This is a genomic window from Ruegeria sp. ANG10 (genome assembly GCF_040705255.1).
Lineage (GTDB): Bacteria > Pseudomonadota > Alphaproteobacteria > Rhodobacterales > Rhodobacteraceae > Ruegeria.
In genome coordinates, this window is record NZ_JBFCVU010000006.1 from 1 (window position 1) to 24,474 (window position 24,474).

Sequence of the window (24,474 nt, forward strand, 5' to 3'; positions counted from 1 at the left end):
CATACGCTTTGAAGTCACCGAAATACTTGGTGATTGCTGCGGTCAGCGTGGTTTTACCGTGGTCAACATGCCCAATCGTGCCGATGTTGACGTGCGGTTTTGTACGCTCAAACTTTTCCTTTGCCATTCCTCAGGCACCCTTTTGCGATTTGGGGGACCCTTGGTCCCGTGGTTACATCTGCGCGCGCGAGATATTTGGTTCAAAGGGGAAAATCAAGCACATCCTGCGTTAAAAGACGGTTAAGACGCCGGATTTTGCGTGAGTTCACTGGAAACGAGAGGTTGGATCAGGTCCGGGCGGCGATCAAACCAGCCATTGTCCTTGTGTTCTTCGGCCAGCCATTCCTCGACTCGGTCCGCGACTTTCAGGGCCAAACCGCTCATTTGCTCTTCTTTGGTGCGCGAATGACCCGATCCCGCTAGAGCACTTTCGCCAGTCGTATCTTCGAGAACCTGGAACTGCTTGCCCTTGGCAAGAAACTCTTTCTTGTTCACGTCATACACGTTGACCAGCACGATCGCAGTGCTTTTGGGGTTGTAGATAACCGGAATGCCCGGAGGGGCCAGCATATACCCCTCGAGGCTGATGCCGATGTCATATTCCTGCACACCCTCATAACGCCCCAGCCGAATATCGACTGCATTCTGAATAGCGGAGGTCCATTCATCCGGCGTAGCATCGCGGCTGACCGGCCCCTGAACAGCCTTGTCGGCAAAGGCATAGTTGACCCGCAGCTTGAATTCGCCCAGCGATTCAGGCTCTTCATAAATCTGCGTTTGGGTACAAGCACCCATCAGGGCAAATCCGGTGATCAGGGTCAGAATGCGCAGCATATTGTCTCTCGATAGGCCTGTTTTTCTTTGGTCTAGCGCACCGATACGGCCTGTGCCAAGCCGTATCAGCAAAATTCTACCTGCACCCGGCGCGCAATCACGAGAATTTATAGTCGCGCGGGAAACCATAGGGTGGCTTTTTCCCAACACTGGCGCGCTTGGCGAGCCATTGGGACATATCCGCCTCGTGCCGGGTTTTATCCCCACCCATCGACCATTTGAGACCCTCTTCCCAGTTAAAGGTGGTCAGGTCGGACAAGCCGCCATCCAGCTCAAGTGTGCCCTGCCGTCCACGCGCCATGTTGTATTTCTGCAGACGCACGCCTTTGCCTCGGGTCATCTCGGGCAATTCTTCGGTTGGGAAGACCAGGAATTTACCGTTCTGAGACACCACCGCCACGTGATCGCCATCGATAGGCTTACAGATCATTGCGGTCTCATCACCTTTGACGTTCAGCACCTGTTTACCGTTGCGGGTCTGGGCCAGCACCTCATCCTCGGGCACCATGAATCCGTTACCCGCATCCGAGGCCACAAGCAGCTTGCGCCCGGGTTTATGGATCAGGATATCGATGATCTGCGCCTCGTTCGGCAGATCGACGATCAGACGCAGCGGTTCGCCCATGCCCCGCCCGCCGGGCAGGTTGGCGGCGCTGACCGTGTAAAATCGCCCGTTCGAGGCAAATACGAGCAGTCGGTCCGTCGTTTCCGCGTGGAAGATGAAACGCGGGCCGTCGCCGTCCTTGAACTTCAGCTCTCGCTTCAGGTCGATATGGCCGGTCATGGCGCGAATCCAACCCATCTGAGAGCAGACGACCGTGATCGGCTCTTTGTCGATCATCGCCTCAAGCGGAACCTCTTCAACCTGTCCGGCTTCGGCAAACTGGGTTCGACGCGCGCCGCCTTCGTAGTCTTTGCCAAAGGTCTTTCTGGTCTCTCTCAACTGCTCGGCGATCTTGGCCCATTGCAAGGCCGGATCGGCCAGCAAGTCCTCAAGATTGGCACGCTCCATCATCAACTCGTCGCGCTCGCGCACCAGCTCCATCTCTTCCAGACGGCGCAAGCTGCGCAGGCGCATATTGAGGATCGCGTCGACCTGAACCTCGGATAGCTCGCCCTCACCCGGTTTGGGTGAAACATAGTCCGCCTCGCTAGTGGCACGGACATGATCGATCCCCCAGTCCTCGCGCATCAGCGCGGCTTTAGGGTCGTCATCGTAACGGATGATGTCGATCACGCGGTCGAGGTTCAGGAAGGCAACGATAAAGCCCTCCAGCACTTCCAACCGATGGTCGATTTTCGCCATCCGGTGGCGCGAGCGGCGCAACAGCACTTCTTGCCGGTGATCCAAGAAGGCGCGCAGCACTTCCTTCATCGAACAGACCTTGGGCGTCACGCCGTCGATTAGCACGTTCATGTTCAGGCTGAACCGCACCTCAAGGTCCGAGTTGCGGTAAAGCATTCCCATCAAAACCTCGGGGTCCACGTTTTTGGAACGCGGCTCAAGGATCAGGCGGATGTCGTCGGCGGATTCGTCGCGAACGTCTGCCAGGATCGGGATTTTCTTGGTTTGGATCAGCTCCGCGATCTTTTCGATCAGCTTGGATTTCTGAACCTGATAGGGGATCTCGGTGACCACGATCTGCCACTGGCCACGGCCCAGATCCTCAACCTCGAACTTACAGCGCAGACGGAAGGAACCGCGCCCGGTGCGATAGGCCTGCGCGATATTTTCGGGCGGCTCGACAATGACGCCACCAGTCGGGAAATCGGGGCCGGGCACGTAGTTCAGTAGGGTATCGTCGCGCGCGTCCGGTGTTTTGATCAGATGCAGGCAGGCGTCACACAGCTCGGCGATGTTATGCGGCGGAATGTTTGTCGCCATACCGACCGCGATGCCGCTGGAGCCATTGGCCAGCAGGTTCGGAAACTGCGCGGGCAGCACGACCGGTTCGGTCAGCGTGCCGTCATAGTTATCGCGGAAATCGACGGCGTCTTCGTTCAACCCCTCAAGCAGCGCCTCGGCGACGATGGTCATCCGTGCCTCGGTGTATCGCGAGGCCGCAGGGTTATCGCCGTCGATATTGCCGAAGTTCCCCTGCCCGTCGACCAGCGGATAACGGACGTTGAAGTCCTGCGCCAGACGCGCCATCGCATCGTAAATCGCGGCGTCGCCGTGCGGGTGATAGTTGCCCATCACGTCGCCGGAAATCTTCGCAGACTTCCGGAAACCACCAGTCGCACTGAGTCGCAACTCGCGCATCGCATAGAGGATTCGCCGGTGAACCGGCTTCAGCCCGTCGCGCGCATCGGGCAGCGCACGGTGCATGATGGTGGACAGAGCATAGGTCAGATAGCGTTCGCCAATCGCGCGGCGCAGCGGTTCGGCTATCTCGCCCCCGTTGTCGGGGGCCTCCATGTTGGGGTCGTCGATCGTATCGGTCATACATGATGTGATACGCCGCAACCGCGCGCTGGTAAAGCGAGCAGCACGCATTTTACTGGGGACAAGTGGCGCTTTTTGCAACAGGGGGAGGCAACCCCCCGATTTCCCCCGTCTTTCGACTTGGACCCTGAAATATGGTACGCTGACTGGATTAGACTGCTGCCTATTTCTTGTATCTTACGATTGACCCTGGGGGATGCGCCATGACGCGCCTTATTGTTTTTACTTTCGCTGCACTTGGTTGGTGCTTTTACGTAATGAGCGGCGGGCCGGATTTCGAACCGCGTGGGCTGCGTGCCGAGCAACCCGTTCGTATCGCAACCGCCCCGACGCAAATCATTGCTCCTGCTCGGGCCGAAGAGCTTGTGACCAATGTCGCAGTTCGTGCGCCAACTGCACGTGTGCAACCCAAGCCCGCCGTGGAAGAGGTGGTCGAATTTGTGGCCGATGATGCCACGCTGGGGTCTTTCTCAACCCTTACGGTTTTCGCGGACCGAGACGCCAACATCACGCTTGCTTCGCTTGAGGATGGTGTAGCCGGGCTGCGCCAGATCACGGATGACGTGCAGGAAGATGTGGCCGAAACACCCGCCATCCCCGAACCCGAAAAGGACATTCGCGAAATATCGGGAACCCGCGTAAACATGCGCGACGGGCCGGGTACGATCTATCCGATCGTCGGCAAGGCCACCATCGGCCAGAAAGTCGAAGTGCTGAGCGAATCCGGAACTGGCTGGTTGCGCCTGCGCGTGTTGCCTCAGCAACAGGTCGGATGGATTTCGGCCTCACTGGTGCGAAAAACCGCGAACTGACGCAGCCGTGTCATTGTCCTGACCTGAACCGCGCCATAGCTATAGATCAGGTTCAGATTCAGGAAGACCATGCAAAAGACCATTCTTATCACCGGCTGCTCCTCGGGCATTGGACTGGATGCGGCGCACGGCATGCGCGCCCGAGGTTGGCGGGTGTTTGCCTCCTGCCGTCAGCAGCGCGATTGCGACCGGCTGCGGGCACAAGGCTTTGAAAGCCCGCATATTGACTACACCGACGCCGCCAGCATCACCTCGGGGCTGGCTTCGGTGTTCGAGGCGACGGGCGGTACGCTGGATGCGCTGTTCAACAATGGTGCGCATGGCCTGCCTGGTGCGGTCGAGGATTTGCCGACGGATGGCTTGCGCGCAATATTTGAGGCCAATTTCTTTGGTTGGCACGAGCTGACCCGGCAGGTGATCCCAGCCATGCGGGCGCAAGGACATGGGCGAATCGTTCAGAACTCGTCCGTGCTGGGCCTGGTGGCCTATCCCTGGCGCGGCGCCTATGTGGCCACGAAATACGCGGTCGAAGGTCTGACGGACACGCTGCGCCTGGAATTGGCAGATACGGACATTAAGGTCGTCTTGATCGAACCCGGCCCAATCACCTCGAAAATTCGCGAAAATTCGATCCCTTTCTTTGAAAAATTCATCAAATGGCAGAACTCGCCCCTACGAGAGCGGTACGAGTCTTCGTTGTTGAAAAGGCTATACGAATCCTCGGGGCCGGACCGGTTCGAACTGCCCGCGTCGGCCGTGACTGATAAGCTGGCCCATGCTGTCGAATCGAAACGGCCACGTGCGCGATACTATGTGACGACACCAACTTATATCGCCGGGTACCTGCGCCGCATTCTGCCGACCCGCACGATTGATCGCATTTTGTCGGACGTCTGAGGCAATATTACCCGTTCGCTTTTTACACTCACGGGGCTAGATGATAGCCCAAGGAAACAAAAAACGCGGACGGTGTACCCATGGACCTAATGATGGTCGTTTTGCTGTTGGCCATGGCGGCTGTTGTCGTCGTGCTGGCTATTGGCATCTCAAACTTTGGCAAAAGCGGCAAAGAGGCCGCGATGAAAAGTAACAAGATGATGCGCCTGCGCATCCTGTTTCAGTTCATTGCCGTGATGCTGATCGTGCTTTACGTCTGGCTGCGTGGACAAGGAGCCCAATAGATGGTCGTTCTCAACAAGATTTACACCCGCACTGGCGATGACGGCAAAACCGCGCTGGGCAATGGTGAGCGCGTTGCCAAATATTCCGGCCGTGTGGCTGCCTATGGCACCGTGGACGAACTGAACGCCTTTGTCGGCGTGGCCCGCACCGAAGCCGAGGGCGATGTCGAAGCCGCCCTGTCCCGCATCCAGAACGATCTGTTCGACTTGGGTGCCGATTTCTGCCGCCCCGACATGGAAAAGGATGCCGAGGCCGATTATCCCCCGCTGCGCATCGTGCCCACCCAAATCGACCGGTTGGAAGCGGAAATCGATGCCATGAACGAAGCACTGGCACCACTGCGCAGCTTCATTTTGCCTGGCGGTTCGCGTCTGGCCGCGCATCTGCACGTGTGCCGCACTGTTTCGCGCCGGGCCGAGCGGCTGGCGGTTGAACTGACCAACATGGAACCGGTGAACACGGTCGCAGTGAAATACCTCAACCGTCTCAGCGACTGGTTCTTCGTCGCCGCGCGCTGCGCCAATGAAAACGGCACGCGAGATGTGCTGTGGGTTCCGGGTGCGAACCGCTAAGTCGCGGGCCCTAACGTCAAAAAACACGAAACGCGACGTCCCAAACCCATGACGTGACGATTTTGCTCTGTTGCAGGGCGAATTCAGACGTTATTCAGTCGTCCGAGAGCATTGGTGGAGTCGCAACGCGGCTTACCGTTTTTTGTGAGGAGCAAGCGCTAAAATGAAGGTACTCGTGCCTGTCAAACGCGTGATTGACTACAATGTGAAGGTTCGCGTTAAAGCGGACGGTAGCGGTGTCGATCTCGCCAATGTCAAAATGTCGATGAACCCGTTCGACGAGATTGCGGTGGAAGAGGCGATCCGCCTGAAAGAAGCCGGCAAGGCCGATGAGGTTGTGGCCGTTTCGATTGGTGTGAAACAGGCGCAGGAAACGCTGCGTACTGCGTTGGCCATGGGCGCCGACCGCGCCATTCTGGTTGTGGCCGCCGATGACGTGCATCAAGACATCGAGCCGCTGGCCGTCGCCAAGATCCTGGCCAAAGTGGTCGAAGAAGAGCAGCCCGGCATCGTTCTGGCGGGCAAGCAGGCGATCGACAATGACATGAACGCCACCGGCCAGATGCTGTCGGCTCTGCTGGGCTGGTCGCAAGGCACCTTCGCATCCGAGCTGGACATCGAAGGCGACGCCGCCAAGATCACCCGCGAGGTGGACGGCGGCCTGCAGACCATCAGCGTCAAGATGCCCACCATCGTCACTGTTGACCTGCGTCTGAACGAGCCGCGCTATGCGTCGCTGCCCAACATCATGAAGGCGAAGAAAAAGCCGCTGGATGAGAAAACTGCCGCCGATTACGGCGTAGATGTTTCCCCGCGCCTTGAGATCGTCAAGACCGAGGAACCTCCGGCGCGTGCTGCGGGCATCATTGTCGGCTCGGTTGATGAGCTGGTTACGAAACTCAAAGATGCGGGGGCTGTGTAATGGCTGTTCTTCTTCTTGCCGAGGTTAACAATGGCGAGCTGGCGCTGGACGCCACCGCCAAGGCTGTTGCAGCCGCAAAGGCACTGGGCGACATTACGGTTCTGGCCGCTGGTGGTTCCGCCGCCGCTGCTGGTGAGGCTGCTGCCAAGATCGACGGTGTCTCCAAGGTTCTGGTGGCCGAGGATGCCTCGCTGGGTCATCGCCTGGCGGAATCGACCGCTGCGCTGATCGTCAGCCTGGCAGGCGATTATGAACATATCGTTGCCCCTGCCACCACCGACGCCAAGAACGTGATGCCGCGCGTTGCAGCCCTGCTGGACGTGATGGTGATCTCGGATGCGTCCGGCGTGGTCGACGGCTCGACCTTCGAGCGCCCGATCTATGCGGGCAACGCCATCCAGACTGTGAAATCGAACGACGCCAAAAAGGTTGTCACCCTGCGGACCGCCAGCTTTGACGCGGCGGGCGAAGGCGGCGCGGCCCCGGTTGAAACCGTTTCGGTTCCGGGTTCGGAAGGCCTGTCGTCCTGGGTCGAGGACAAGGTCGCCGAAAGCGACCGTCCGGAACTGACCTCGGCTGGGGTCGTTGTCTCGGGCGGCCGTGGTGTCGGCTCGGAAGAGGACTTCAAACTGATCGAGGGGCTGGCCGACAAGCTGGGCGCGGCGGTTGGTGCCTCGCGCGCGGCGGTCGATTCGGGCTATGCACCGAACGACTGGCAAATTGGGCAGACCGGTAAGGTTGTTGCCCCGGACCTGTATGTCGCCGTCGGCATCTCGGGCGCGATCCAGCACTTGGCCGGTATGAAGGACAGCAAGGTCATCGTCGCGATCAACAAAGACGAAGAAGCTCCGATCTTCCAGGTCGCAGACTTCGGACTGGTTGCCGATCTGTTCCAGGCCGTGCCGGAACTGACCGAAAAGCTTGGCTGATAGCAGGAAAAGATTTTTCGCCGAAAAATCTAGCAAGGCCCGCCACTTGGCGGGCCTTTTTCATTGCAGGTTCCGAATGGGTCCGACCAATGCCTCCGCGATTGACCGATGTGCCGCCGGGCCAATCATGTGCTCGGCCATCGGCTGTTGTAATGTACCGAACAACATATCCTCAAGCTCATTAGATTGCCCGGACACATAAGCCGTGCCTTCGACACAATCGGCGCAGAAAGGCCGCACGGCCTTTAGCATTTCAGGAGTGACTGTGATTGGTGCCCTCTCTTCCTGATGTTCATCATTTTTTTGCGGCAGCACCTTCAGCGCCAACAGCAGGACCGGTACCTTCAACCTTTGCAGCAGGTCGCTGATTTGCCGAACCCAATTACGACGCAGCTCTTCTGCCACAACCTCAAAGCGGGCATCCTGATAGTCTTGCAAACGCCGCATCAGGTGGCCCACAAAATGGACATCGGTAAAGTCAACCTCGGGGTAGAGGTCGATCAGATCCTGAGTTGGCAACAAAACCCGGTCGTTGCGCCGGGGATGGACACGGTAAAAGTGGTTTGACTGACTCAGAACCCCGGGCGCCTGTAACACACACAGTTCGGCCCCATTCAACAGCGTGAACAGGCCTGCATCGCCGCACAGCGCCTCGACCCCGCAAAACAGGCTGCCCAAATTCAGGCAGCGCCGGTCCAGCCTGTCCTCTAGAATCGCTGCATAAGGACGGTCAACAAATCGGCCATAGGTCTCATCCCCGCCGACACAGGCCATATAGGCCGTGTCCAAAGACCTCTCTGGCCCCCGAAACCAAAGACGCGACTGACCGTATTGGCATACGGCATGCCCGGCACCTGCCGAGCCTGTTTGATGATAGCTCATAACACTCACCCATTTTTCACCCGGTTGCCATCTTGCAGCCGCATGTCTTGAGAAATTCCTAATGCGCGCATTTTAAACAAATTCGATGGGTCCGATCCCCTTGCCGCCCCTACCGATCTGCCGGTACTGTCCCTTCAATCCCGAGACACAGAGGCATCAGAACATGGACGTAAAATCAGTCGGAGTGATTGGCGCAGGCCAGATGGGCAATGGTATCGCCCACGTCCTGGCCCTTGCGGAATATGACGTTCTGCTGAATGACGTAAACCAGGATGCACTGGAAGCTGCCGTTGCCGCAATCGAAGGCAACATGGCACGTCAGGCCTCGCGCGGGAAAATCACCGATGAGGCGATGCAAGCCGCCCTTAAACGCGTAAAGACGACACTGGCACTGCCGGAACTGGGGCAAACGGATTTGGTGATCGAGGCCGCCACCGAGCGAGAGTCAATCAAGCAGGCGATCTTCGAGGACCTCCAGCCGCACCTGCAACCGCACACGATTCTGACGTCGAACACGTCGTCAATTTCAATCACCCGCCTGGCCAGTCGTACGGACCGGCCCGAACGGTTTATGGGGTTTCACTTTATGAACCCGGTGCCAGTGATGCAGCTGGTCGAATTGATCCGCGGGATCGCTACGGACGAAGAGACCTTCAAGACTTGCAAATCCGTGGTGGATCGTCTGGGTAAAACCGCCGCCAGCGCCGAGGATTTCCCCGCCTTCATCGTGAACCGCATTCTGATGCCGATGATCAACGAGGCGGTCTATACCTTGTACGAAGGCGTGGGCAATGTGCAATCTATCGACCAATCCATGAAATTGGGCGCGAACCATCCGATGGGGCCGTTGGAATTGGCCGATTTCATTGGTTTGGACACCTGTTTGGCTATCATGAATGTGCTGCACGAAGGATTAGCCGACACAAAATACCGCCCCTGCCCGTTGCTGACCAAATATGTCGAAGCCGGATGGCTGGGCCGCAAAACCGAACGTGGGTTTTATGACTATCGGGGCGAGGTTCCGATTCCGACCCGTTAAGGCAGAGGGGGCCAGCCCCCTCACCCCCGAGGTATTTTTGGCCAGATGAAGAAACGGATCAGTTTTTTAGCGTTTCGGCCAGCGACATCGTGTGCTTTCTGAGCCAAGCCATGAAGCCACGCGGGTCGCGTTCAAGCAATTGCATGTCCTCGTCCGAGATCGGATCGCCGATAACCGGAGATTGCGGTTTGTTGCACGACCGCACGATCTCATGCAGTAGAAGGCCTTGTCGCAGGATCGGGGATAGTTTGTTGGCAATCTGATAGGCGCGAGAGTTTCTGCCCGGAAAGAAGATCGGAACCACCTGGGCGCCGGACCGGCGGATCATCTTGGCGGTGAACACGTTCCATTCCCGCTCTTGCGCCGGACCGAACCAGTCGTCCGAGGACATCACCACGCCTGACGGGAACAACGCAACGACGCCACCTTCTTTTAGATGGTCCATCGACTTGCTGCGCATTTCCAGCATCTTGGTTTGCGCCTCGGGGTCATGGGGAAATGGCACCGGGATCATGAAAGACGTCGCGGCTTCGTCCAGCCCCGTCAGAACAGAACGGGTCAGGATGCGGTAATCGCTGCGCACCTGGCCAATGAGTTCAGCCAAGATCATCCCGTCAACCATACCGTGGGGGTGGTTCGCCACCACAACAACGGGACCCTCTTTAGGTATACGGGCGATTTGTTCTTGAGGGGTGGTCAGGTCGATGCCCATCGTCTTGAGGGCACCACCCCAGAACCGTTGGCCGCGATAATATTCGTTCTTCTTTTCGAACTTGTTGACCATACGCAGAATGGTCAGCTTGCCAGTACACCATTCGATGGCGCGAATGGCCGTCGACGTCCAGACATCATCGAACGAGTTCGCATAGGTCAGGGTTCTACGATCGTAGATCTCACCCTGATCCGTGGTCCCATCCACCACTGGGCCGGTCTTCGTCTCGTGCGTTGTTTCCGCCAATTCCAGGTCTTCCCGTTCTTCGTTGCGCGGCGGATGAAATCAGAAACCTTCCCCGAACTTGTCGTTCACCAGGGTTTCCAAGGCATCAGCCAACGCCTCAGCATCCGGTCCGGACGTCTCGACGTCAATAGTCGTTCCGCGCGAGGCTGCCAACATCAAAAGGCCCATAATACTGTCTCCGGATGCAGAAAATCCGTCTTTGGATACTTCGGCCTGTGCGTCAAAGCCCTCGACCACCTCAACCAACTTGGCCGAGGCGCGGGCATGCAAACCTTTTTCATTAATGATTTTCAGGCTTCGATTGGTCATTCTTAATCTGTCCGGTCTTCTTCTAATGTCACATTTTGCGCATTGATATATTTGCGTCCAGCCTCCATCGACTGCCGCACGGCATCCGCAATCGGCAGGTGGCGGGTTTTGGCCAGTTTAATCAACATAGGCAAATTTGCACCGTAAAGGATACGGCGATCCTGCGGAGCGCAGGCCCGCAAGCTCAGGTTCGATGGGCTGCCCCCGAACAGATCAGTTACAACAACAACCCCGTCCCCGACATCGACGCTGTCAGCAGCCGCACAGATTTCAGCCTGTTTTGCGGCACGGTCATGGTCGGCCTCGATCGATATCGCGACCAGGCCGGGCTGCTGTCCGACCACATGTTGCATTGCGGCCAGATACTCTTTGGCCAACCCACCATGTGCTACGAGTACGATCCCGATCAATCCGGCCTCACATTCAACGATCGACGTTCTATTTCGCGGTGCCTAATTGCCACTTGCTGCCCCTCTTCTGCAAGGGCCTTTGCAACCGCTTCGGCCATGGCCACCGATCTGTGTTGCCCTCCGGTACATCCAAAGGCCACCGACAGGTGTGCTTTGCCTTCGGCACGGAAGGTTGGCAACAAGAGTTTCAGCAGATCCACCACCCGGTCGAAAAACGGTGCGTAGTTCGTGTCCGATTGTACATAGCGCGCGACACCCGGGTTTCGACCGTCTTCCGCCCGCAATTCCGGACGCCAGTAGGGATTGGCCAGAAACCGGCAGTCAAACACCATATCCAACCCGCGCGGCAAACCGCGCTTATACGAGAAAGATTCGATCGACACCGCCAGATGCCGACCATCCTTGGGGGCGAACCATCGTTCGACCTCTTCGCGCAGTTGGTGGATGTTCAGCGGAGTGGTGTCGATCAGCGTATCGGCGATCTCGCGGATCGGGGCCAACAATTCCTTTTCCTGGCGCACCCCGGTTTCCGGGCTGGCATCGGTGGCCACAGGGTGCCGACGCCGGGTTTCCGAGAAACGCCGCAACAACACATCATCGCTGCAATCCAGATAGAGTGTTGTCAGATCCACCTGTTCCATCCGTCGCAACCGAACGGCCAGTTCAATAAACCCGGTGGTCGAGAAATCACGGTTACGGGCGTCGATACCCAGCGCCATTGGTCGATCACTTTGCGGACCATCCAGAAGGCGCGTCAGCAGGCCCATTGGCAGGTTATCGATGGCTTCAAAACCCAGATCTTCAAGAACGCGAATCGCCGTCGAGCGCCCGGCGCCCGAGGGGCCGGTTACCAGAACGATGCGCCGTTGCGAAGTCATGTGCTGGGCCATTCCGGGTCCACGCGTCCCATTTTCAAAAGTTGCATGAGTGCTGCCGCCAAATTGTGGACGCCTGCCGCCCGAAGCAAGGGAACGGATTGCTTTAGAACTAGGGTCTTGTCGGGATCGGGCAAGCGGGCGGGTTCATTTTGATCAAGATCCACCACGTATCGGATCGGCGTTGTCCCCGCCGTGTGTGCCCGAAGCAAACCAATGCCCCGTGCCTCGATCAATCCACGCAGGTTTGGAGCAGCATCAGCCATGGCCGTATCGCCCACCATCGACAGAGCAACCCGGTCGTCAGCCACCAAAGTTGCGCCATGCGCCATCATCTGCAAGGCCAGCGCCGATTTGCCCGAGCCCGACTGCCCCAGAATCAATGCGCCTTGCCCCTCGACGGCAACACACGTCGCATGGAGGATGGCCTTGTCTTGATGTTGGATGTCCAAGAGGGTCTTGCCACTCATGCGCTTATACAGGCAGCCCCACGACAAAGCGCGCGCCTTGTGGGTCTGACGTAATATCTGCCTCAGTCGGGCGGATGTTCTCGGCCCAGATCACGCCGCCATGGGCCTCGACAATCTGTTTCGAGATCGCCAGTCCAAGGCCCGAGTTGTTACCGAAATGCTCGTCGGGACGCTGTGAATAGAACCGTTTGAAGATTTTGGTCAGCGCCTGTTCCGGGATGCCCGGACCGGTATCCTCGACCACGATCAACACCCGGTTTTCGCGACGCCGCACCCAGACGCGAATGGCATCGCTGTCTTCGCAGAAAGAAATCGCGTTGGTTATCAGGTTGACGAACACCTGCGCCAACCGCGCCTCGAGCCCGTTCACGACAATCGGCTGAGACGGCAGATCAGTAATGTAGTCGATGCCTTTGGTACGGGCCTCTTCGCCCAGATATTGACCGATATTGCCCAGTAATTTCAGCAGATCAAAAGGTTGTTCCTCTTCTTTGACCAGTTCGGCATCCAGACGCGATGCGTTCGAGATATCGCTGACCAGACGGTCCAGCCGCCGCACGTCATGCTCGATCACGCCCAGCAACTTGTCGCGCTGGTCGTCGCGTTTGACCACGCGCAGGGTTCCCACCGCAGATTGCAGGCTGGCCAACGGGTTCTTGATTTCATGCGCCACATCGGCAGCAAACTGTTCGTTGGCATCGATACGATTATACAGCGCTGTTACCATCCCGCGCAGGGCGCGGCTGAGGCGTCCGATTTCATCCGGCCGCGCACTGAGGTCCGGGATGCGGATACGGCCGGGATTTACCCCGGCACCGCGATCCTTGCCCATCTCGGCCGCAGCGGCCAGATCGGCCAGCGGGTTGGCGATAGTCGAGGCCAAAACAAGGCTGAGACCAATGGACACCAGCAATGCCACAACAAACATCTGCAGAATGCGTTCCTGCGCGCGCCGGGCCAGCGCATCAATCTGTCCAGCAGGACCAGCCATTGCAACGGCACCCACCGGCTCCCCGCCTTGCAGGATCGGAGCCGCCGCAACGATTACCGTCTGACCAGCGTCATCCTTTACCGCCTCAATCTGCTTCTGCCCCTGAATCGACAATGGAATGATTTCCTGCACGCGCTGCGCCAGCGTTGGTGCTTCGTCGGGGTCGGAACGGGTGAACACCCGGGACAGCCCAGTCCACACAGCGTTCAGCGCGTCACTGATCAGGGTACTTCCGGTCTGCACTTCGGCTTCGGTTTTCAGCAATGCGTAGGTCTGCGTTGAGGTCGAAACCCCGCGCGTCCAGCCGATCAGCGTTCCATCCATGTCATAGACAAAGACCTCGCCGCCGTCAGGAAGGCTAAGCCCCGCCAGCGTATCCTTGACGTCCAACGCCGCCGCATCCTGTGCGGTTCCGGATTGGTTCTGGCGCAGCTGGGCTTCGAACACATTGCTGACAAGCTGCGCGTCCCCGATCAGGTTGCGCGCAGTCTGCTGGACCTGCTCTTCGCGGGAATCGTCGAGATACAGCAACCCGGTGACCAGGATCACAAGGGCAATCAGATTGAAGGTAATAATCCGACGCGCAAGGGGCGACCCGCGCAGCGAGAACATGTTGCGACGTCGGCGCGAGGCCCGGAGTTCAGCCGAATCCGGATCTTGCGGGATGACCCAATCATCCCCCAGAACGACGTCACCGTCGTGCAACTCGTTTGCTTGTTCCGTATCGCGCACGAGACCCGGTTACCCCTTCTCAGTGGCCACACTTATTCTTCGTTGTACCTGTATCCGATACCATACAGCGTTTCGATGGCCGAAAACTCAGGGTCTGCGGTGCGCATCTTCTTGCGCAGGCGCTTGATGTGGCTATCGATGGTCCGGTCGTCGACATAGACTTGGTCGTCATATGCAACATCCATCAGCTGATCACGGCTTTTGACAAAGCCCGGTCGCTGCGCCAACGCCTGAAGCAACAAGAACTCGGTCACCGTCAACGAGACATCCGCACCCTTCCAACTGACCGCATGGCGCAACGGGTCCATCCGCAGTTCGCCACGTTCCATCACCTTGGTTTCGCCAGTATTGGCGTTGGTCGCATCACCCGCCGTCGCCTCTTGCCGACGCAGCAATGCGCGGATGCGTTCGACCAACAAACGTTGGGAAAAGGGCTTTTTGACATAGTCGTCCGCGCCCATGCGCAGGCCCAAAACCTCATCGATCTCATCATCTTTCGAGGTCAGAAAGATCACCGGCATCTGGGTTTTCTGTCGCAGTCGTTGCAACAGATCCATACCGTCCATACGCGGCATCTTTATATCCAGCACGGCCATATCGGGCAGTTTCTTATTGAACGCATCCAGAGCCGCCTGCCCATCATTATAGGTTTCGACTTCGAATCCTTCAGCTTCGAGCGTCATGGACACGGACGTCAGAATGTTTCTGTCGTCGTCCACCAGTGCAATCTTTGACATCGGGTTCACCCCTATTCCTGCTCACCTACGCAATAATACGCTTTTTTGTAAGTCATTGTTGGCGGTTTTGACGCGCCGAATCAATCCGTAACTGCGAATCATGCCATTCTTGCGGCAGCTATGCGGCAAAAATGCCTTGCAGCCCGCAAAATACTGCCCAGATTTCCATCAGGAAATTCTTGGTGGCGCTAAACTTGAGCTTGGTGGCGCTAACTGCGCCAAACCGTCCTGTTCATGCCCTAAACGACCATGATAAGAGGCGCCTGACCGTCGGGTTTTTCCGACAAATGCCCCAAGAGCGCATCCAGGCCAATCGCCAATGCGCCGCCACAGGAGAAGACACACATGACATCTGGACGGGTTAACCCGCAATTCCGCCTCGAAGATCAGGGCATCGAGGGATTGGGCAATGTCTATTACAACTTCATGGAACCGGCGCTGATCGAAGAAGCGCTGAAGCGTGGCGAGGGCACACTTGGAAACGGTGGGGCCTTTCTGGTCACGACCGGCAAGTTTACCGGTCGCTCGCCCAAGGACAAACATGTTGTCAAAACTGAAAGCGTCGTTGATTCCATCTGGTGGGAAAACAACGCCGAGATGAGCCCCAAAGGCTTTGACGCGCTTTATGAAGATATGCTGACTCACATGAAGGGTCGGGATTATTTCGTGCAGGACCTCGTCGGCGGAGCAGACCCAGCCTATTCGATCAATGTTCGCATGGTTACCGAACTGGCCTGGCACAACCTGTTCATCCGCCACCTGCTGCGTCGTCCGGACCGCGAGGATCTGGACGAATTCACCGCGGATTTCACCATCATCAACTGCCCCAGCTTCAAGGCAGACCCGAAAAAGCACGGCTGCCAGTCCGAGACGGTGATTGCGTTGAACTTCGATCGCAAGCTGATCCTGATCGGCGGCACGGAATACGCGGGTGAGAACAAGAAGTCCGTATTCACTTTGCTGAACTATATGCTGCCGGAAAAAGGTGTGATGCCGATGCATTGCTCGGCCAACCATGCGGTCGGCAATCCAGTCGACACCGCCGTGTTCTTTGGCCTGTCCGGCACCGGTAAAACCACCCTGTCAGCCGATCCGTCACGCACCCTGATCGGGGACGACGAGCATGGCTGGTCGGATCGCGGCACCTTCAATTTCGAAGGCGGCTGCTATGCCAAGACCATCAATCTGAATGCCGAGGCAGAGCCGGAAATCTATGCGACAACCAGCAAATTCGGCACTGTCATCGAAAACATGGTTTTCGATCCTGAAACCAAAGAACTGGATTTCGACGACGACTCACTGACCGCAAACATGCGCTGTGCTTACCCGCTCGAATACATTTCGAACGCGTCCAGCAGCGCGCTGGGGGGTCACCCCAAGAACATCATCATGCTGACCTGTGATGCGTTCGGCGTTCTGCCTCCGATTGCGCGGCTGACCCCGGCACAGGCGATGTACCACTTCCTCTCGGGCTTCACATCGAAAGTGGCCGGGACCGAGCGTGGCGTCACCGAACCTCAGCCGACCTTCTCGACTTGTTTCGGCGCACCGTTCATGCCACGCCGACCGGAAGTTTACGGCAACCTGTTGCGGGAAAAAATCGCTCAGCACGGCGCGACCTGCTGGCTGGTGAACACTGGCTGGACCGGTGGTGCCTATGGCGTAGGCTCGCGGATGCCGATCAGAGCCACCCGTGCGCTGCTGACTGCGGCACTGGACGGCTCGCTGCGTGATGCCGAGTTCCGCAAGGACGCGAATTTCGGCTTTGACGTGCCGGTGACGGTACCCGGCGTGGCCGAGGTTCTGCTGGACCCGCGCCGCACTTGGGACGATCAGGCGGCATTCGACAAACAGGCCGAGAAACTGGTGAAGATGTTCGCCGAGAACTTTGAGCAGTACCTGCCGTTCATCGACGACGACATCAAGGCCGTTGCAATCGGGTAAATGGACAAGGGGGCGCTGACGCCCCCTTTTTCTTTAGAGGGGATCGCAAAAACACTCTCTCTAAAGTTGCATAATGCAGACATCACATACAAATGCGTTGCCCGGTATGCCTGGCTGAGGTAATTTTGGCACCATTGGAATGAATAAGCCCGGCGCTTACGCACCGGGCGGAAAGTGAAAAGACCTTTGGGTGGCTCGGGCGAACTCTCACATCAGCACGATGAGCAACCTGAAAACATGACTAGTGTAAGCTAAAGGGGATGAGTGTCAATATGAGACTTACTGATATTGTTTAAGAATTCAGTATATCGCATTTTGTCGCCGAGCAGCGGCATCGACACGAAGAGCGACAGGTAGAACATGACAGAAATCTCAAAACTGACCGAACTGCGTAAACTGATGCAGAGCATGGAACGGACGCTGGGCCTGGAACAGCTGTCTCCGGTTGAGCGTGATATTTATTACGCCGCCGAAGAGCTGTCCAAATCCGATGACGAAGTGCGCACATTCGGCTTGATTGAACACACGCTGGTTGAAAGCGTCTCGCGCCCGACATTCTTTCGTGCGCTGAAATCGTTGGTACAGAAAGGGTATCTGTCGCAAAGCGGTACCGCCAACCGGGGCCGGTATATCGTTCATGCACCCAAGTAATGCCTTCTTCCTGCGTACAGGTGGCTGATCAACGTGCGCAGGTGGGCTACTGACACGCTCTTTGCCTCATCGGCTTACGTCGCCGCATCGTACCTCACTTTTGAGGTCCTGATGCCGCTTCAGAACGTGTTTTTTCCGGAATACCCCAGTCGGGCCAGTCTTTTGTTTCTTCCGCACGGGGTGCGGGTTCTATCGGCGTGGCTGTTAGGATGGCGGGCGATATTCGCCTTGTTGCCCGGCGTTTTCCTGGTTTTTGCCGTTCTCGGCGGCAGCGACGTGTTTCTGCCAAGCCGACTTATGGCGATGTTCATTGCCGTCACCACCGTTCCTGCGGTGTTCTATCTATTCAAGTGGGCAGGTTGGGATCTGTTTCCCCGCGCTGATCGCAAGCCATGCTGGTCATGCGTCATGGGGGTTGGGATCGTCACCTCTTTCCTTGTCTCTGGGTTGACCAATCTGGCCTTTGGCAGCGCGCGAGTAGAATATGTCGCCTTTTTGATCGGCGATATCTCGGGTCTGTTTTTCCTGATGCTGGGGCTATATTTTGCCTTTCGGCTTGCGGACAAGCACCATTAAACCATTAACCCACGGCGCAGCAAATTGAGCCCTGCAACCAGCAGAACCAACAAGGTCACCCTGCGAAATAGCACCTGATCAATTCGCGATTGCAACTGCAAGCCGACCCACATCCCGAACACAGCCGGCACGATCAGAGCAGCTGAGAAAGGTGCTGTCTCTGCTCGTAGGATGCCCGACCCCAAATGTGCCAGCAACAACGCCACAGCCCCTAGCCCATAGATCACACCCTGTACACGCATCTGCACAGCCTTCGGGGTGTTCAGCGCGGTCAGATAGGCGACGGTCGGTGGCCCCCAGATACCGGACATTCCCCCGACAAACCCTGCAATCGCGCCTATGCCCACCTCGACACGTGCCGATGGTTTGCTGAGGGTCAACTGCATTCCCAGTACTTGAAACAGCGCGAATACCGTAACTGGAAGGCCGATCATCAACAGAAACGTAGACGCGGGCACGGCGCTCACAACCTGCGCCCCCAGTGCCAGGAACACAAAACCTACCAACAAGAAGATACGGAACTGCTTGATCGCGGACACGGCGGCGGGCACGCCCTCGCGAAGTGCCTGAAACACGTTGGTTACCAGCGTTGGCAAGATTAGCCCGGCGATCGCCAGATCGGGTGGCAGGAACATACTCAGCCCCGACACCAGAATCATTGGCATGGCAAATCCAACCATGCCTTTGACCCACCCCGCCACAAAGGCAATAGCGGCGGCCATCAACAGGTCTTGCGGACTGAGTAAAGAAAACAACGTCATGCGCCCCTGATAACACTCTTGGCGCGCGCTGCACTGCAAAATCGCTCAGGTAATTTTAGAACTTTTTCACTGTCCAATTCGTATTTTTGTTGCGCTGCACGTGCAGCATGGTATGACCGGACGACTCTAAAGAAGGACGTGATTCATGGCCCATGACGGACAGGATATGACCCAGATGACGACATCCGCGATTTTGCCCGACCTTCTGACGCTGACCCGCGCGGCCCTGCCTGCCGTTGAAGCAGTTTTTGAACGCGCCCGCGAGTCGGTCCGTGGGATAGTCACCGCTGACGGCCGGGTCTCTGGCGCGCTGATCGAAGCCAATCAAACTGCCGCCCACGGCCTTTCGTGGCTGGCGACATACAACCAATCACTGCAACAGATGCAGCGTTGGGCCGAGGCCCTGGATGCAGACGGCAAATTTGGCGAAATGGAACAACTGCTGCACCAGATCGCCTTTGGTGAGTACCTTCATCAGGTCGCTGGTGGCATCCCAATGAACCAGGGTGAGGTCGTGCGCCTGCAAGATATGGGCCTTGGCTGGGATGCCCTGTCCGGTTTCCAGTGCGCCGAAGTCCAGACGTTGATGGCGCAGGCCAACACCCAGGCCGCCCGCACACAACTGGTTGGTCTGATGGGCGATCAGGCCGGTTCCACCATGTTCGGCGCTTCGGGTCTGGATGAAGAACTGGAAATGATCCGCGACCAATTCCGCCGCTATGCACAGGAAAAGGTCGAACCGAACGCCCATGACTGGCACCTCAAGGACGAGCTGATCCCGATTGAAATCATCGAAGAACTGGCCGAGATGGGCGTCTTCGGCCTGACCATCCCCGAGGAATTCGGCGGCTTCGGCCTGTCCAAAGCCTCGATGTGCGTGGTGTCCGAGGAACTGTCGCGCGGTTACATCGGCGTCGGCTCGCTGGGCACCCGGTCCGAGATCGCGGCCGAGCTGATCATCGCAGGCGGTACCGACGAGCAAAAAGCCAACTGGTTGCCGAAACTGGCCAGCGCCGAGATCCTGCCCACCGCTGTGTTCACCGAACCTAACACCGGGTCCGACCTTGGCAGCTTGCGCACACGCGCCGTTAAGGATGAGAACGGCGATTACCAGATCACCGGCAACAAGACTTGGATTACCCACGCGGCCCGGACCCATGTGATGACCCTGCTGGCGCGGACAAATCCGGACACCACCGATCACCGCGGCCTGTCCATGTTCCTGGCTGAGAAAACGCCCGGCACCGATGACAACCCGTTCCCCACCCCCGGCATGACCGGTGGTGAGATCGAAGTTTTGGGCTATCGCGGCATGAAGGAATACGAGCTGGGCTTTGATGGCTTCAAAGTCAAAGGTGAAAACCTGCTTGGCGGCGAAGAGGGCAAAGGCTTTAAACAGCTGATGGAGACGTTCGAGTCGGCCCGCATCCAAACCGCTGCTCGCGCCATCGGCGTGGCGCAAAGCGCGCTGGACATCGCGATGCAATACGCGCAGGACCGTAAGCAATTTGGCAAATCCCTGATCAACTTCCCCCGCGTGTCGGGCAAGCTGGCGATGATGGCGGTTGAGATCATGATCGCACGGCAGCTGACCTATTTCTCGGCCTGGGAAAAGGATCACGGCCAACGCTGCGATCTTGAGGCTGGTATGGCCAAACTGCTGGGCGCTCGCGTGGCCTGGGCGGCTGCGGACAACGGTCTGCAAATCCATGGCGGCAACGGCTTTGCGCTGGAATACAAGATCAGCCGCGTTCTGTGCGACGCACGTATTCTGAATATTTTCGAAGGGGCTGCTGAAATCCAGGCTCAGGTTATCGCACGACGACTGCTGAGCTGACCGTTTTCGGTATTCCCGTTTCCCCAACTGACCCGGCCCTGGCGCCGGGTCTTTTTCTGTTCGGGGCGGGTTGTGATCCGCTCATGGCGAACTTCCCCTTTGATCTCAGGTACGAACCTGGTTAGAGCATCCTGCGCTCAAGAAAGAATGGCACGAAGAATGACCAGACGACTTTTCGCATTGTGTGCGGTTCTAGCCGCAATCGCCCTTGGCGGATGCGCCACCAAGCAACCGACCGTCGGCCAAAGCGATATTGACGATCTCGCGATGGCCATCCGGGCCCTTGGTCCCGAGGTCGATCCGGTCGAGGCAAACAAAGCCGCCACGATTGCCTACTCTTATTCCCAGCAACTGAAGCAGGAATGGAACGTCACCGACTCGGCCATCATCCACAACGCCAAGGTCATCAACGGCTTTCGCGAGTTTGGGCTGTGCAATGATTGGGCCCAAGCCATGACCACACGCCTGAAGCAACAGAATTTCCGCACGCTGGACCTGCACTGGGCGACTTCCCCGCCGACGGCGTTTCGGATCATCCACCACTCGGCCCTGATCAGTGCCAAGGGGGATTCGATGTATGACGGGATCATCCTTGACCCTTGGCGCGCCAGCGGCGCGCTAACATGGGCTCCGGTCAGGGAAGATACCAGATACAACTGGCGCCCTCGTCTGGAGGTCCGGGAAGAATTGATTAGCGGCGAGATCCCCTACTGACGTCGGTTCCGTCCGCTCAAAGGTTGCGCTAAGACCATCCCATGACCCGCCTGATCCTGACCCTGCCCCTGCTGGCCCTGTTCCAATGCGACAAGGACGAAACCGTCGCTGCCTACGGCGCGGCTGATCAGACATGGGCCTTGCAGGAAATCGACGGGCAACCCTTTGAGGCCAGCGCCCTGCTGCGCTTTCCCGAAGAAGGCACGATCGCAGGAAATGCCCCCTGCAACAGCTATAGCGGCACTCTGAACGCCCCTTACCCGTGGTTTGAGGTGACAGACCTGATCGCCACCCGCGCCGCCTGTGCCGGGCTAGAGGCCGAAGGGTTCTATTTCGCCGCCCTGATGGCCATGACCCAATCCGAAGTATCCGGAGACGTGCTGATCCTGCGCAATGAGGACAGGCACGAGATGGTGTTCACAGCCGTCGAGTGAATTGATCCACAAACCGCGCCCGCGCCTCGGGCAACGGGTGATGCCCCAGCGACGGGGCCAGGCGATGCTCCAGAAAATACCCTGTCGTCTGCAAACCAGCCGCAATCTCAGTATCCGGCGCAGCGCCTTCTCCACGCAGGCAGGGTGGCAGAGGCAGCAATTTGTCCGCCCATTCCCCTGCCCCTTCGCTGCTAACCGCCCGACCGGTTTTAGGAGAGACATAAACTAGCCCCTCGCGCGCGCCGGTCACAGCGCAGGCGGACAAATCAAGCCCGAACCCCAGTTCCTCCAGCAGCGCTAGCTCCCACCGCAGATAGGCCAGCGGCCAGATTTCATCCTGACCCAGCAAATCCATTAGCTGTTCTGTCTGTTTGTAGATGGCCGGGTGCGGCTCCCGTTCCGGCAAGCAAAAGGACAACAGTGACACAACAGCGTTCAACCCAGCCAGCGCCATCCGCCCCGAAAACGCAGCAGCTGCACGGGACCGCAGGGGTTCAACCTGAAACGTCCCGATATGCTCTTCCAGCCGCGCCCGCCAAAGGACGTCCAACTGCGCCCCCGGTTGCAGGATCGGCGCGGTCTTTCGGCTGGCACCCCCGCGCACGACACCGGCATGGCGACCGTGGCCTTCGGTAAAAACCTCGATAATCGCTGCCGTTTCGCCGTGGCGGCGCGAGGTCAGAAGGATGCCATGATCACGCCAATCCAAAGTGGGCTCCTGATGGGTATAGAACTTCCCGGCCACAAGACCGCAACAACCGATCATGCGCAAGATATATGCCGGTTCCGCTGCAATTCTGCAAAAGTCCCCAGACCTTCCGACAAATGCTATGATCAACGGGACCAGCGCGCCGCTGGGGCAGGTTCATTGATTGATTTGAACGGGATACGCCCCGAGAACAGACAGGAGTACACCATGAAAACACCTTTTTTCACCTCACCTTCCGACTACCCTGAACCCCTGAACGTTCTAGGCGACAAAATCACTGTGCTGGCACGTCTTGAACAGATCGGAGATTATGCCGTCACGCTCAATTACGGTCACGAAGGCAATGGCCCACCGCCCCACACGCACCCATGGGATGAGACCTTTTTCGTGGTGAAGGGCGAAGTCGAATTTGTGATGGACGGGGAAACCAGAAGCGCCCCCGCCGGTACGCTGGTTCATTTCCCGGCCGGGACAGTACACAGTTTCAAGTTTGGCCCCGGGGGCGCACATCTGCTTGAGATAAGCGGCAGGGGTTCGCGCGCCATCGAGATGTTCACGGACCTTGATCGCGAAGCACCCGGCCCAGGTCAGGACGGTGCCAAAATTGCCGAGGTATTGCGCAAAACCGGGGTGGAACTGGCTGGATAAGAGTGGTTTCTTTGCGCGTCAATCGACAATTGTCTGTGCGATATCAATACCTCCGATTTTGACGCAACAATTAGATTCAGAAGTATGCCGTGATCGCACTAGGCCAATCCCGGTCCCCCATGGGTCCAGGTTTTCGGAGGATAGTCGCAGGTCGGGTAGTCTAGAGGGAAAAACTGAACCAGAAGGGCAATTAGAACCTTACTCTGAATGCAAAGCCGACCAATGGTGCCGTTTCGTAATTCTGGCGACTGAGTTCCGAACCATTTGCATCGTCCAACGTCAAACGGCCATCCAACTCAGCCCCTGCAAAGACATTCAACGAAACGCCAGGATTGGGACTGTAACCTAACGCCAGCACAACAGGGATGCTTTTGTCTTCACCCACCCCATTCGGAGCCAAGCCATCTCCATCCAATCGAAACCGTATTCTCTCGGAGCGAGCCGAAAGCGACAGGTTCATTTCGTTATTTAGCGCGTAGCTGAGCGTGAGTCCTGGACCTTGCGTAGCACCAATCCCTGAGCCTGTGTTTAAGTTCCAGCGGTCGTTTATATCCCAATCCACCAACAAGGCTGGGAAGAAATCGATATCGTCATCCTCCAACTGCGAAAACACGCCAAATGCAGGGCCGATGGTAAGACGCTCACTTAGCTTCCATGCAATACCCGCAAAAGCTCCATAGGTACGTCCGTCCGAGGCAGTAGCGCCGCTTTGATAGTCCCATCTGATCTGTGGCGATATAAAGGCGGTCGCTGTATTTCCAACTCGAAACCGCACTGGCATGGAAACGCGAATGTCTCGGATATCTTCCCAAGGCTGGTTATTTGCTTCGCTAAAGTTGTAGTCGAACCTACCGAAGCTAGCCGACACCCCAACGGAGTTCCCTCCGTCCATGTTATAAAGCGCGGTGGTTCGCACAAAAGCACGGCTTGCCGAGAACTCTCCACCTCCACTCAAACTCGCATCGCCCTGAAAAGCAGCAAGCCCGTCAAGTTGATAGATCCAACCCAATCTGGGCTGCGCCGCTGCGGAAGTCGCTGTGCAAACCAAGAGCAAAAAGGGAAGACGGCAGGCTAACAAGAAGGTTTTCATAAATTCCAAA

Annotated in this window: 28 protein-coding genes; 14 read left to right on the forward strand and 14 right to left on the reverse strand. The window is 57.6% G+C overall.

Annotated features, from left to right (window positions below):
* The 3 genes from AB1A64_RS13540 to AB1A64_RS13550 all read right to left on the reverse strand — a co-directional run.
* A partial coding sequence (locus AB1A64_RS13540) for a GTP-binding protein (RefSeq protein ID WP_231739787.1) occupies positions 1-127 on the reverse strand: 127 nt, incomplete at its 3' end.
* 113 nt (positions 128-240) lie between these two features.
* Positions 241-834 carry a hypothetical protein gene (locus tag AB1A64_RS13545; protein WP_366551899.1) on the reverse strand — a complete coding sequence of 198 codons (594 nt, stop codon included), beginning with the start codon at positions 832-834 and terminating at the stop codon, positions 241-243.
* A gap of 97 nt (positions 835-931) precedes the next feature.
* Positions 932-3,280, reverse strand: coding sequence for a DNA topoisomerase IV subunit A (locus AB1A64_RS13550; RefSeq protein ID WP_366551900.1), 2,349 nt, complete (start codon positions 3,278-3,280; stop codon positions 932-934).
* 203 nt (positions 3,281-3,483) lie between these two features.
* Here AB1A64_RS13550 and AB1A64_RS13555 point away from each other — a divergent pair, with 203 nt between their 5' ends.
* The 6 genes from AB1A64_RS13555 to AB1A64_RS13580 all read left to right on the forward strand — a co-directional run bounded on the left by AB1A64_RS13555 (position 3,484) and on the right by AB1A64_RS13580 (position 7,697).
* Complete coding sequence (locus AB1A64_RS13555; protein ID WP_366551901.1) at positions 3,484-4,092, forward strand: SH3 domain-containing protein; 609 nt, start codon at positions 3,484-3,486, stop codon at positions 4,090-4,092.
* A 69-nt stretch (positions 4,093-4,161) separates the two neighbouring features.
* Positions 4,162-4,989 carry an SDR family NAD(P)-dependent oxidoreductase gene (locus AB1A64_RS13560; protein ID WP_366551902.1) on the forward strand — a complete coding sequence of 276 codons (828 nt, stop codon included), beginning with the start codon at positions 4,162-4,164 and terminating at the stop codon, positions 4,987-4,989.
* A gap of 80 nt (positions 4,990-5,069) precedes the next feature.
* Positions 5,070-5,273 carry a twin transmembrane helix small protein gene (locus AB1A64_RS13565; protein ID WP_366551903.1) on the forward strand — a complete coding sequence of 68 codons (204 nt, stop codon included), beginning with the start codon at positions 5,070-5,072 and terminating at the stop codon, positions 5,271-5,273.
* Complete coding sequence (locus tag AB1A64_RS13570; protein ID WP_366551904.1) at positions 5,274-5,846, forward strand: cob(I)yrinic acid a,c-diamide adenosyltransferase; 573 nt, start codon at positions 5,274-5,276, stop codon at positions 5,844-5,846.
* Between the two features lie 163 nt (positions 5,847-6,009).
* On the forward strand, positions 6,010-6,768 hold the full coding sequence (locus AB1A64_RS13575) for an electron transfer flavoprotein subunit beta/FixA family protein (protein WP_366551905.1): 759 nt from the start codon (positions 6,010-6,012) through the stop codon (positions 6,766-6,768).
* On the forward strand, positions 6,768-7,697 hold the full coding sequence (locus AB1A64_RS13580; protein ID WP_366551906.1) for an FAD-binding protein: 930 nt from the start codon (positions 6,768-6,770) through the stop codon (positions 7,695-7,697). The genes AB1A64_RS13575 and AB1A64_RS13580 overlap by 1 nt, the downstream gene beginning before the upstream one ends.
* Positions 7,698-7,757: 60 nt before the next feature.
* On the opposite strand, the gene AB1A64_RS13585 is transcribed toward AB1A64_RS13580, so the two are convergent.
* Entirely contained in the window at positions 7,758-8,579 is an 822-nt protein-coding gene (locus tag AB1A64_RS13585) for a DUF6473 family protein (RefSeq protein WP_366551907.1), read from the reverse strand.
* Positions 8,580-8,742: 163 nt separating this feature from the next.
* Between AB1A64_RS13585 and AB1A64_RS13590 the strand changes: the two genes are divergently transcribed.
* Positions 8,743-9,618: a 3-hydroxybutyryl-CoA dehydrogenase gene (locus AB1A64_RS13590; protein ID WP_366551908.1), complete on the forward strand. Its 876-nt coding sequence runs from the start codon at positions 8,743-8,745 to the stop codon at positions 9,616-9,618.
* A gap of 58 nt (positions 9,619-9,676) precedes the next feature.
* Here the strand turns inward: AB1A64_RS13590 and AB1A64_RS13595 are convergent, their stop codons facing one another.
* From AB1A64_RS13595 to AB1A64_RS13625, 7 genes are read right to left on the reverse strand one after another with little or no spacing between them, the layout of a single operon-like run.
* The gene (locus AB1A64_RS13595) at positions 9,677-10,576 is read right to left on the reverse strand and encodes a lysophospholipid acyltransferase family protein (RefSeq protein ID WP_366551909.1); all 900 of its coding nucleotides are present in this window, start codon (positions 10,574-10,576) and stop codon (positions 9,677-9,679) included.
* Between the two features lie 39 nt (positions 10,577-10,615).
* Positions 10,616-10,885 carry an HPr family phosphocarrier protein gene (locus AB1A64_RS13600; protein ID WP_170328297.1) on the reverse strand — a complete coding sequence of 90 codons (270 nt, stop codon included), beginning with the start codon at positions 10,883-10,885 and terminating at the stop codon, positions 10,616-10,618.
* A 2-nt stretch (positions 10,886-10,887) separates the two neighbouring features.
* The gene (locus tag AB1A64_RS13605; RefSeq protein ID WP_366551910.1) at positions 10,888-11,295 is read right to left on the reverse strand and encodes a PTS fructose transporter subunit IIA; all 408 of its coding nucleotides are present in this window, start codon (positions 11,293-11,295) and stop codon (positions 10,888-10,890) included.
* Positions 11,292-12,185, reverse strand: coding sequence for an RNase adapter RapZ (rapZ, locus tag AB1A64_RS13610; RefSeq protein WP_366551911.1), 894 nt, complete (start codon positions 12,183-12,185; stop codon positions 11,292-11,294). The genes AB1A64_RS13605 and rapZ overlap by 4 nt, the downstream gene beginning before the upstream one ends.
* Entirely contained in the window at positions 12,170-12,640 is a 471-nt protein-coding gene (locus AB1A64_RS13615; RefSeq protein ID WP_366551912.1) for an HPr kinase/phosphatase C-terminal domain-containing protein, read from the reverse strand. The genes rapZ and AB1A64_RS13615 overlap by 16 nt, the downstream gene beginning before the upstream one ends.
* 4 nt (positions 12,641-12,644) lie before the next feature.
* Positions 12,645-14,363, reverse strand: a complete 1,719-nt coding sequence (locus tag AB1A64_RS13620; protein ID WP_366551913.1) for an ATP-binding protein — start codon at positions 14,361-14,363, stop codon at positions 12,645-12,647.
* 32 nt (positions 14,364-14,395) lie between these two features.
* Positions 14,396-15,100, reverse strand: coding sequence for a response regulator transcription factor (locus AB1A64_RS13625; RefSeq protein ID WP_170350387.1), 705 nt, complete (start codon positions 15,098-15,100; stop codon positions 14,396-14,398).
* Positions 15,101-15,445: 345 nt separating this feature from the next.
* Here AB1A64_RS13625 and AB1A64_RS13630 point away from each other — a divergent pair, with 345 nt between their 5' ends.
* From AB1A64_RS13630 to AB1A64_RS13640, 3 genes are all read left to right on the forward strand, one after another.
* Positions 15,446-17,044 (forward strand): phosphoenolpyruvate carboxykinase, encoded by a 1,599-nt coding sequence (locus AB1A64_RS13630; protein WP_366551914.1) that lies wholly within the window; start codon positions 15,446-15,448, stop codon positions 17,042-17,044.
* A 360-nt stretch (positions 17,045-17,404) separates the two neighbouring features.
* Positions 17,405-17,695 carry a hypothetical protein gene (locus tag AB1A64_RS13635; RefSeq protein WP_366551915.1) on the forward strand — a complete coding sequence of 97 codons (291 nt, stop codon included), beginning with the start codon at positions 17,405-17,407 and terminating at the stop codon, positions 17,693-17,695.
* A gap of 111 nt (positions 17,696-17,806) precedes the next feature.
* Complete coding sequence (locus tag AB1A64_RS13640) at positions 17,807-18,271, forward strand: hypothetical protein (protein ID WP_366551916.1); 465 nt, start codon at positions 17,807-17,809, stop codon at positions 18,269-18,271.
* Here the strand turns inward: AB1A64_RS13640 and AB1A64_RS13645 are convergent.
* Positions 18,268-19,032: a sulfite exporter TauE/SafE family protein gene (locus AB1A64_RS13645; RefSeq protein WP_366551917.1), complete on the reverse strand. Its 765-nt coding sequence runs from the start codon at positions 19,030-19,032 to the stop codon at positions 18,268-18,270. The genes AB1A64_RS13640 and AB1A64_RS13645 overlap by 4 nt on opposite strands.
* A 145-nt stretch (positions 19,033-19,177) precedes the next feature.
* Between AB1A64_RS13645 and AB1A64_RS13650 the strand changes: the two genes are divergently transcribed.
* The 3 genes from AB1A64_RS13650 (at position 19,178) to AB1A64_RS13660 (ending at position 22,017) form a co-directional block, all read left to right on the forward strand.
* On the forward strand, positions 19,178-20,869 hold the full coding sequence (locus tag AB1A64_RS13650; RefSeq protein WP_366551918.1) for an acyl-CoA dehydrogenase family protein: 1,692 nt from the start codon (positions 19,178-19,180) through the stop codon (positions 20,867-20,869).
* A 159-nt stretch (positions 20,870-21,028) separates the two neighbouring features.
* Positions 21,029-21,583 carry a hypothetical protein gene (locus AB1A64_RS13655; RefSeq protein WP_366551919.1) on the forward strand — a complete coding sequence of 185 codons (555 nt, stop codon included), beginning with the start codon at positions 21,029-21,031 and terminating at the stop codon, positions 21,581-21,583.
* 41 nt (positions 21,584-21,624) lie between these two features.
* A complete protein-coding gene (locus tag AB1A64_RS13660) occupies positions 21,625-22,017 on the forward strand; it encodes an META domain-containing protein (RefSeq protein WP_366551920.1) in 393 nt (130 codons plus the stop codon).
* On the opposite strand, the gene recO is transcribed toward AB1A64_RS13660, so the two are convergent.
* Complete coding sequence (recO, locus tag AB1A64_RS13665; protein ID WP_366551921.1) at positions 22,001-22,726, reverse strand: DNA repair protein RecO; 726 nt, start codon at positions 22,724-22,726, stop codon at positions 22,001-22,003. The two genes, AB1A64_RS13660 and recO, sit on opposite strands and share 17 nt — an antisense overlap.
* 207 nt (positions 22,727-22,933) lie before the next feature.
* Between recO and AB1A64_RS13670 the strand changes: the two genes are divergently transcribed.
* Positions 22,934-23,374, forward strand: a complete 441-nt coding sequence (locus tag AB1A64_RS13670) for a cupin domain-containing protein (RefSeq protein WP_366551922.1) — start codon at positions 22,934-22,936, stop codon at positions 23,372-23,374.
* A gap of 190 nt (positions 23,375-23,564) precedes the next feature.
* Here AB1A64_RS13670 and AB1A64_RS13675 read toward each other — a convergent pair whose 3' ends face one another.
* Positions 23,565-24,464, reverse strand: a complete 900-nt coding sequence (locus AB1A64_RS13675; protein WP_366551923.1) for a hypothetical protein — start codon at positions 24,462-24,464, stop codon at positions 23,565-23,567.
* Positions 24,465-24,474 lie beyond the last annotated feature (10 nt).

Excerpts from the sequence above, each read along its gene's own strand:
- AB1A64_RS13545 (WP_366551899.1), bottom strand. The coding sequence starts at position 834 with ATGCTGCGCATTCTGACCCTGATCACCGGATTTGCCCTGATGGGTGCT.
- AB1A64_RS13550 (WP_366551900.1), bottom strand. The coding sequence starts at position 3,280 with ATGACCGATACGATCGACGACCCCAACATGGAGGCCCCCGACAACGGG.
- AB1A64_RS13555 (WP_366551901.1), top strand. The coding sequence starts at position 3,484 with ATGACGCGCCTTATTGTTTTTACTTTCGCTGCACTTGGTTGGTGCTTT.
- AB1A64_RS13560 (WP_366551902.1), top strand. The coding sequence starts at position 4,162 with ATGCAAAAGACCATTCTTATCACCGGCTGCTCCTCGGGCATTGGACTG.
- AB1A64_RS13565 (WP_366551903.1), top strand. The coding sequence starts at position 5,070 with ATGGACCTAATGATGGTCGTTTTGCTGTTGGCCATGGCGGCTGTTGTC.
- AB1A64_RS13570 (WP_366551904.1), top strand. The coding sequence starts at position 5,274 with ATGGTCGTTCTCAACAAGATTTACACCCGCACTGGCGATGACGGCAAA.
- AB1A64_RS13575 (WP_366551905.1), top strand. The coding sequence starts at position 6,010 with ATGAAGGTACTCGTGCCTGTCAAACGCGTGATTGACTACAATGTGAAG.
- AB1A64_RS13580 (WP_366551906.1), top strand. The coding sequence starts at position 6,768 with ATGGCTGTTCTTCTTCTTGCCGAGGTTAACAATGGCGAGCTGGCGCTG.
- AB1A64_RS13585 (WP_366551907.1), bottom strand. The coding sequence starts at position 8,579 with ATGAGCTATCATCAAACAGGCTCGGCAGGTGCCGGGCATGCCGTATGC.
- AB1A64_RS13590 (WP_366551908.1), top strand. The coding sequence starts at position 8,743 with ATGGACGTAAAATCAGTCGGAGTGATTGGCGCAGGCCAGATGGGCAAT.
- AB1A64_RS13600 (WP_170328297.1), bottom strand. The coding sequence starts at position 10,885 with ATGACCAATCGAAGCCTGAAAATCATTAATGAAAAAGGTTTGCATGCC.
- rapZ (WP_366551911.1), bottom strand. The coding sequence starts at position 12,185 with ATGGCCCAGCACATGACTTCGCAACGGCGCATCGTTCTGGTAACCGGC.
- AB1A64_RS13615 (WP_366551912.1), bottom strand. The coding sequence starts at position 12,640 with ATGAGTGGCAAGACCCTCTTGGACATCCAACATCAAGACAAGGCCATC.
- AB1A64_RS13625 (WP_170350387.1), bottom strand. The coding sequence starts at position 15,100 with ATGTCAAAGATTGCACTGGTGGACGACGACAGAAACATTCTGACGTCC.
- AB1A64_RS13630 (WP_366551914.1), top strand. The coding sequence starts at position 15,446 with ATGACATCTGGACGGGTTAACCCGCAATTCCGCCTCGAAGATCAGGGC.
- AB1A64_RS13635 (WP_366551915.1), top strand. The coding sequence starts at position 17,405 with ATGACAGAAATCTCAAAACTGACCGAACTGCGTAAACTGATGCAGAGC.
- AB1A64_RS13640 (WP_366551916.1), top strand. The coding sequence starts at position 17,807 with ATGCCGCTTCAGAACGTGTTTTTTCCGGAATACCCCAGTCGGGCCAGT.
- AB1A64_RS13645 (WP_366551917.1), bottom strand. The coding sequence starts at position 19,032 with ATGACGTTGTTTTCTTTACTCAGTCCGCAAGACCTGTTGATGGCCGCC.
- AB1A64_RS13650 (WP_366551918.1), top strand. The coding sequence starts at position 19,178 with ATGGCCCATGACGGACAGGATATGACCCAGATGACGACATCCGCGATT.
- AB1A64_RS13655 (WP_366551919.1), top strand. The coding sequence starts at position 21,029 with ATGACCAGACGACTTTTCGCATTGTGTGCGGTTCTAGCCGCAATCGCC.
- AB1A64_RS13660 (WP_366551920.1), top strand. The coding sequence starts at position 21,625 with ATGACCCGCCTGATCCTGACCCTGCCCCTGCTGGCCCTGTTCCAATGC.
- AB1A64_RS13670 (WP_366551922.1), top strand. The coding sequence starts at position 22,934 with ATGAAAACACCTTTTTTCACCTCACCTTCCGACTACCCTGAACCCCTG.
- AB1A64_RS13675 (WP_366551923.1), bottom strand. The coding sequence starts at position 24,464 with ATGAAAACCTTCTTGTTAGCCTGCCGTCTTCCCTTTTTGCTCTTGGTT.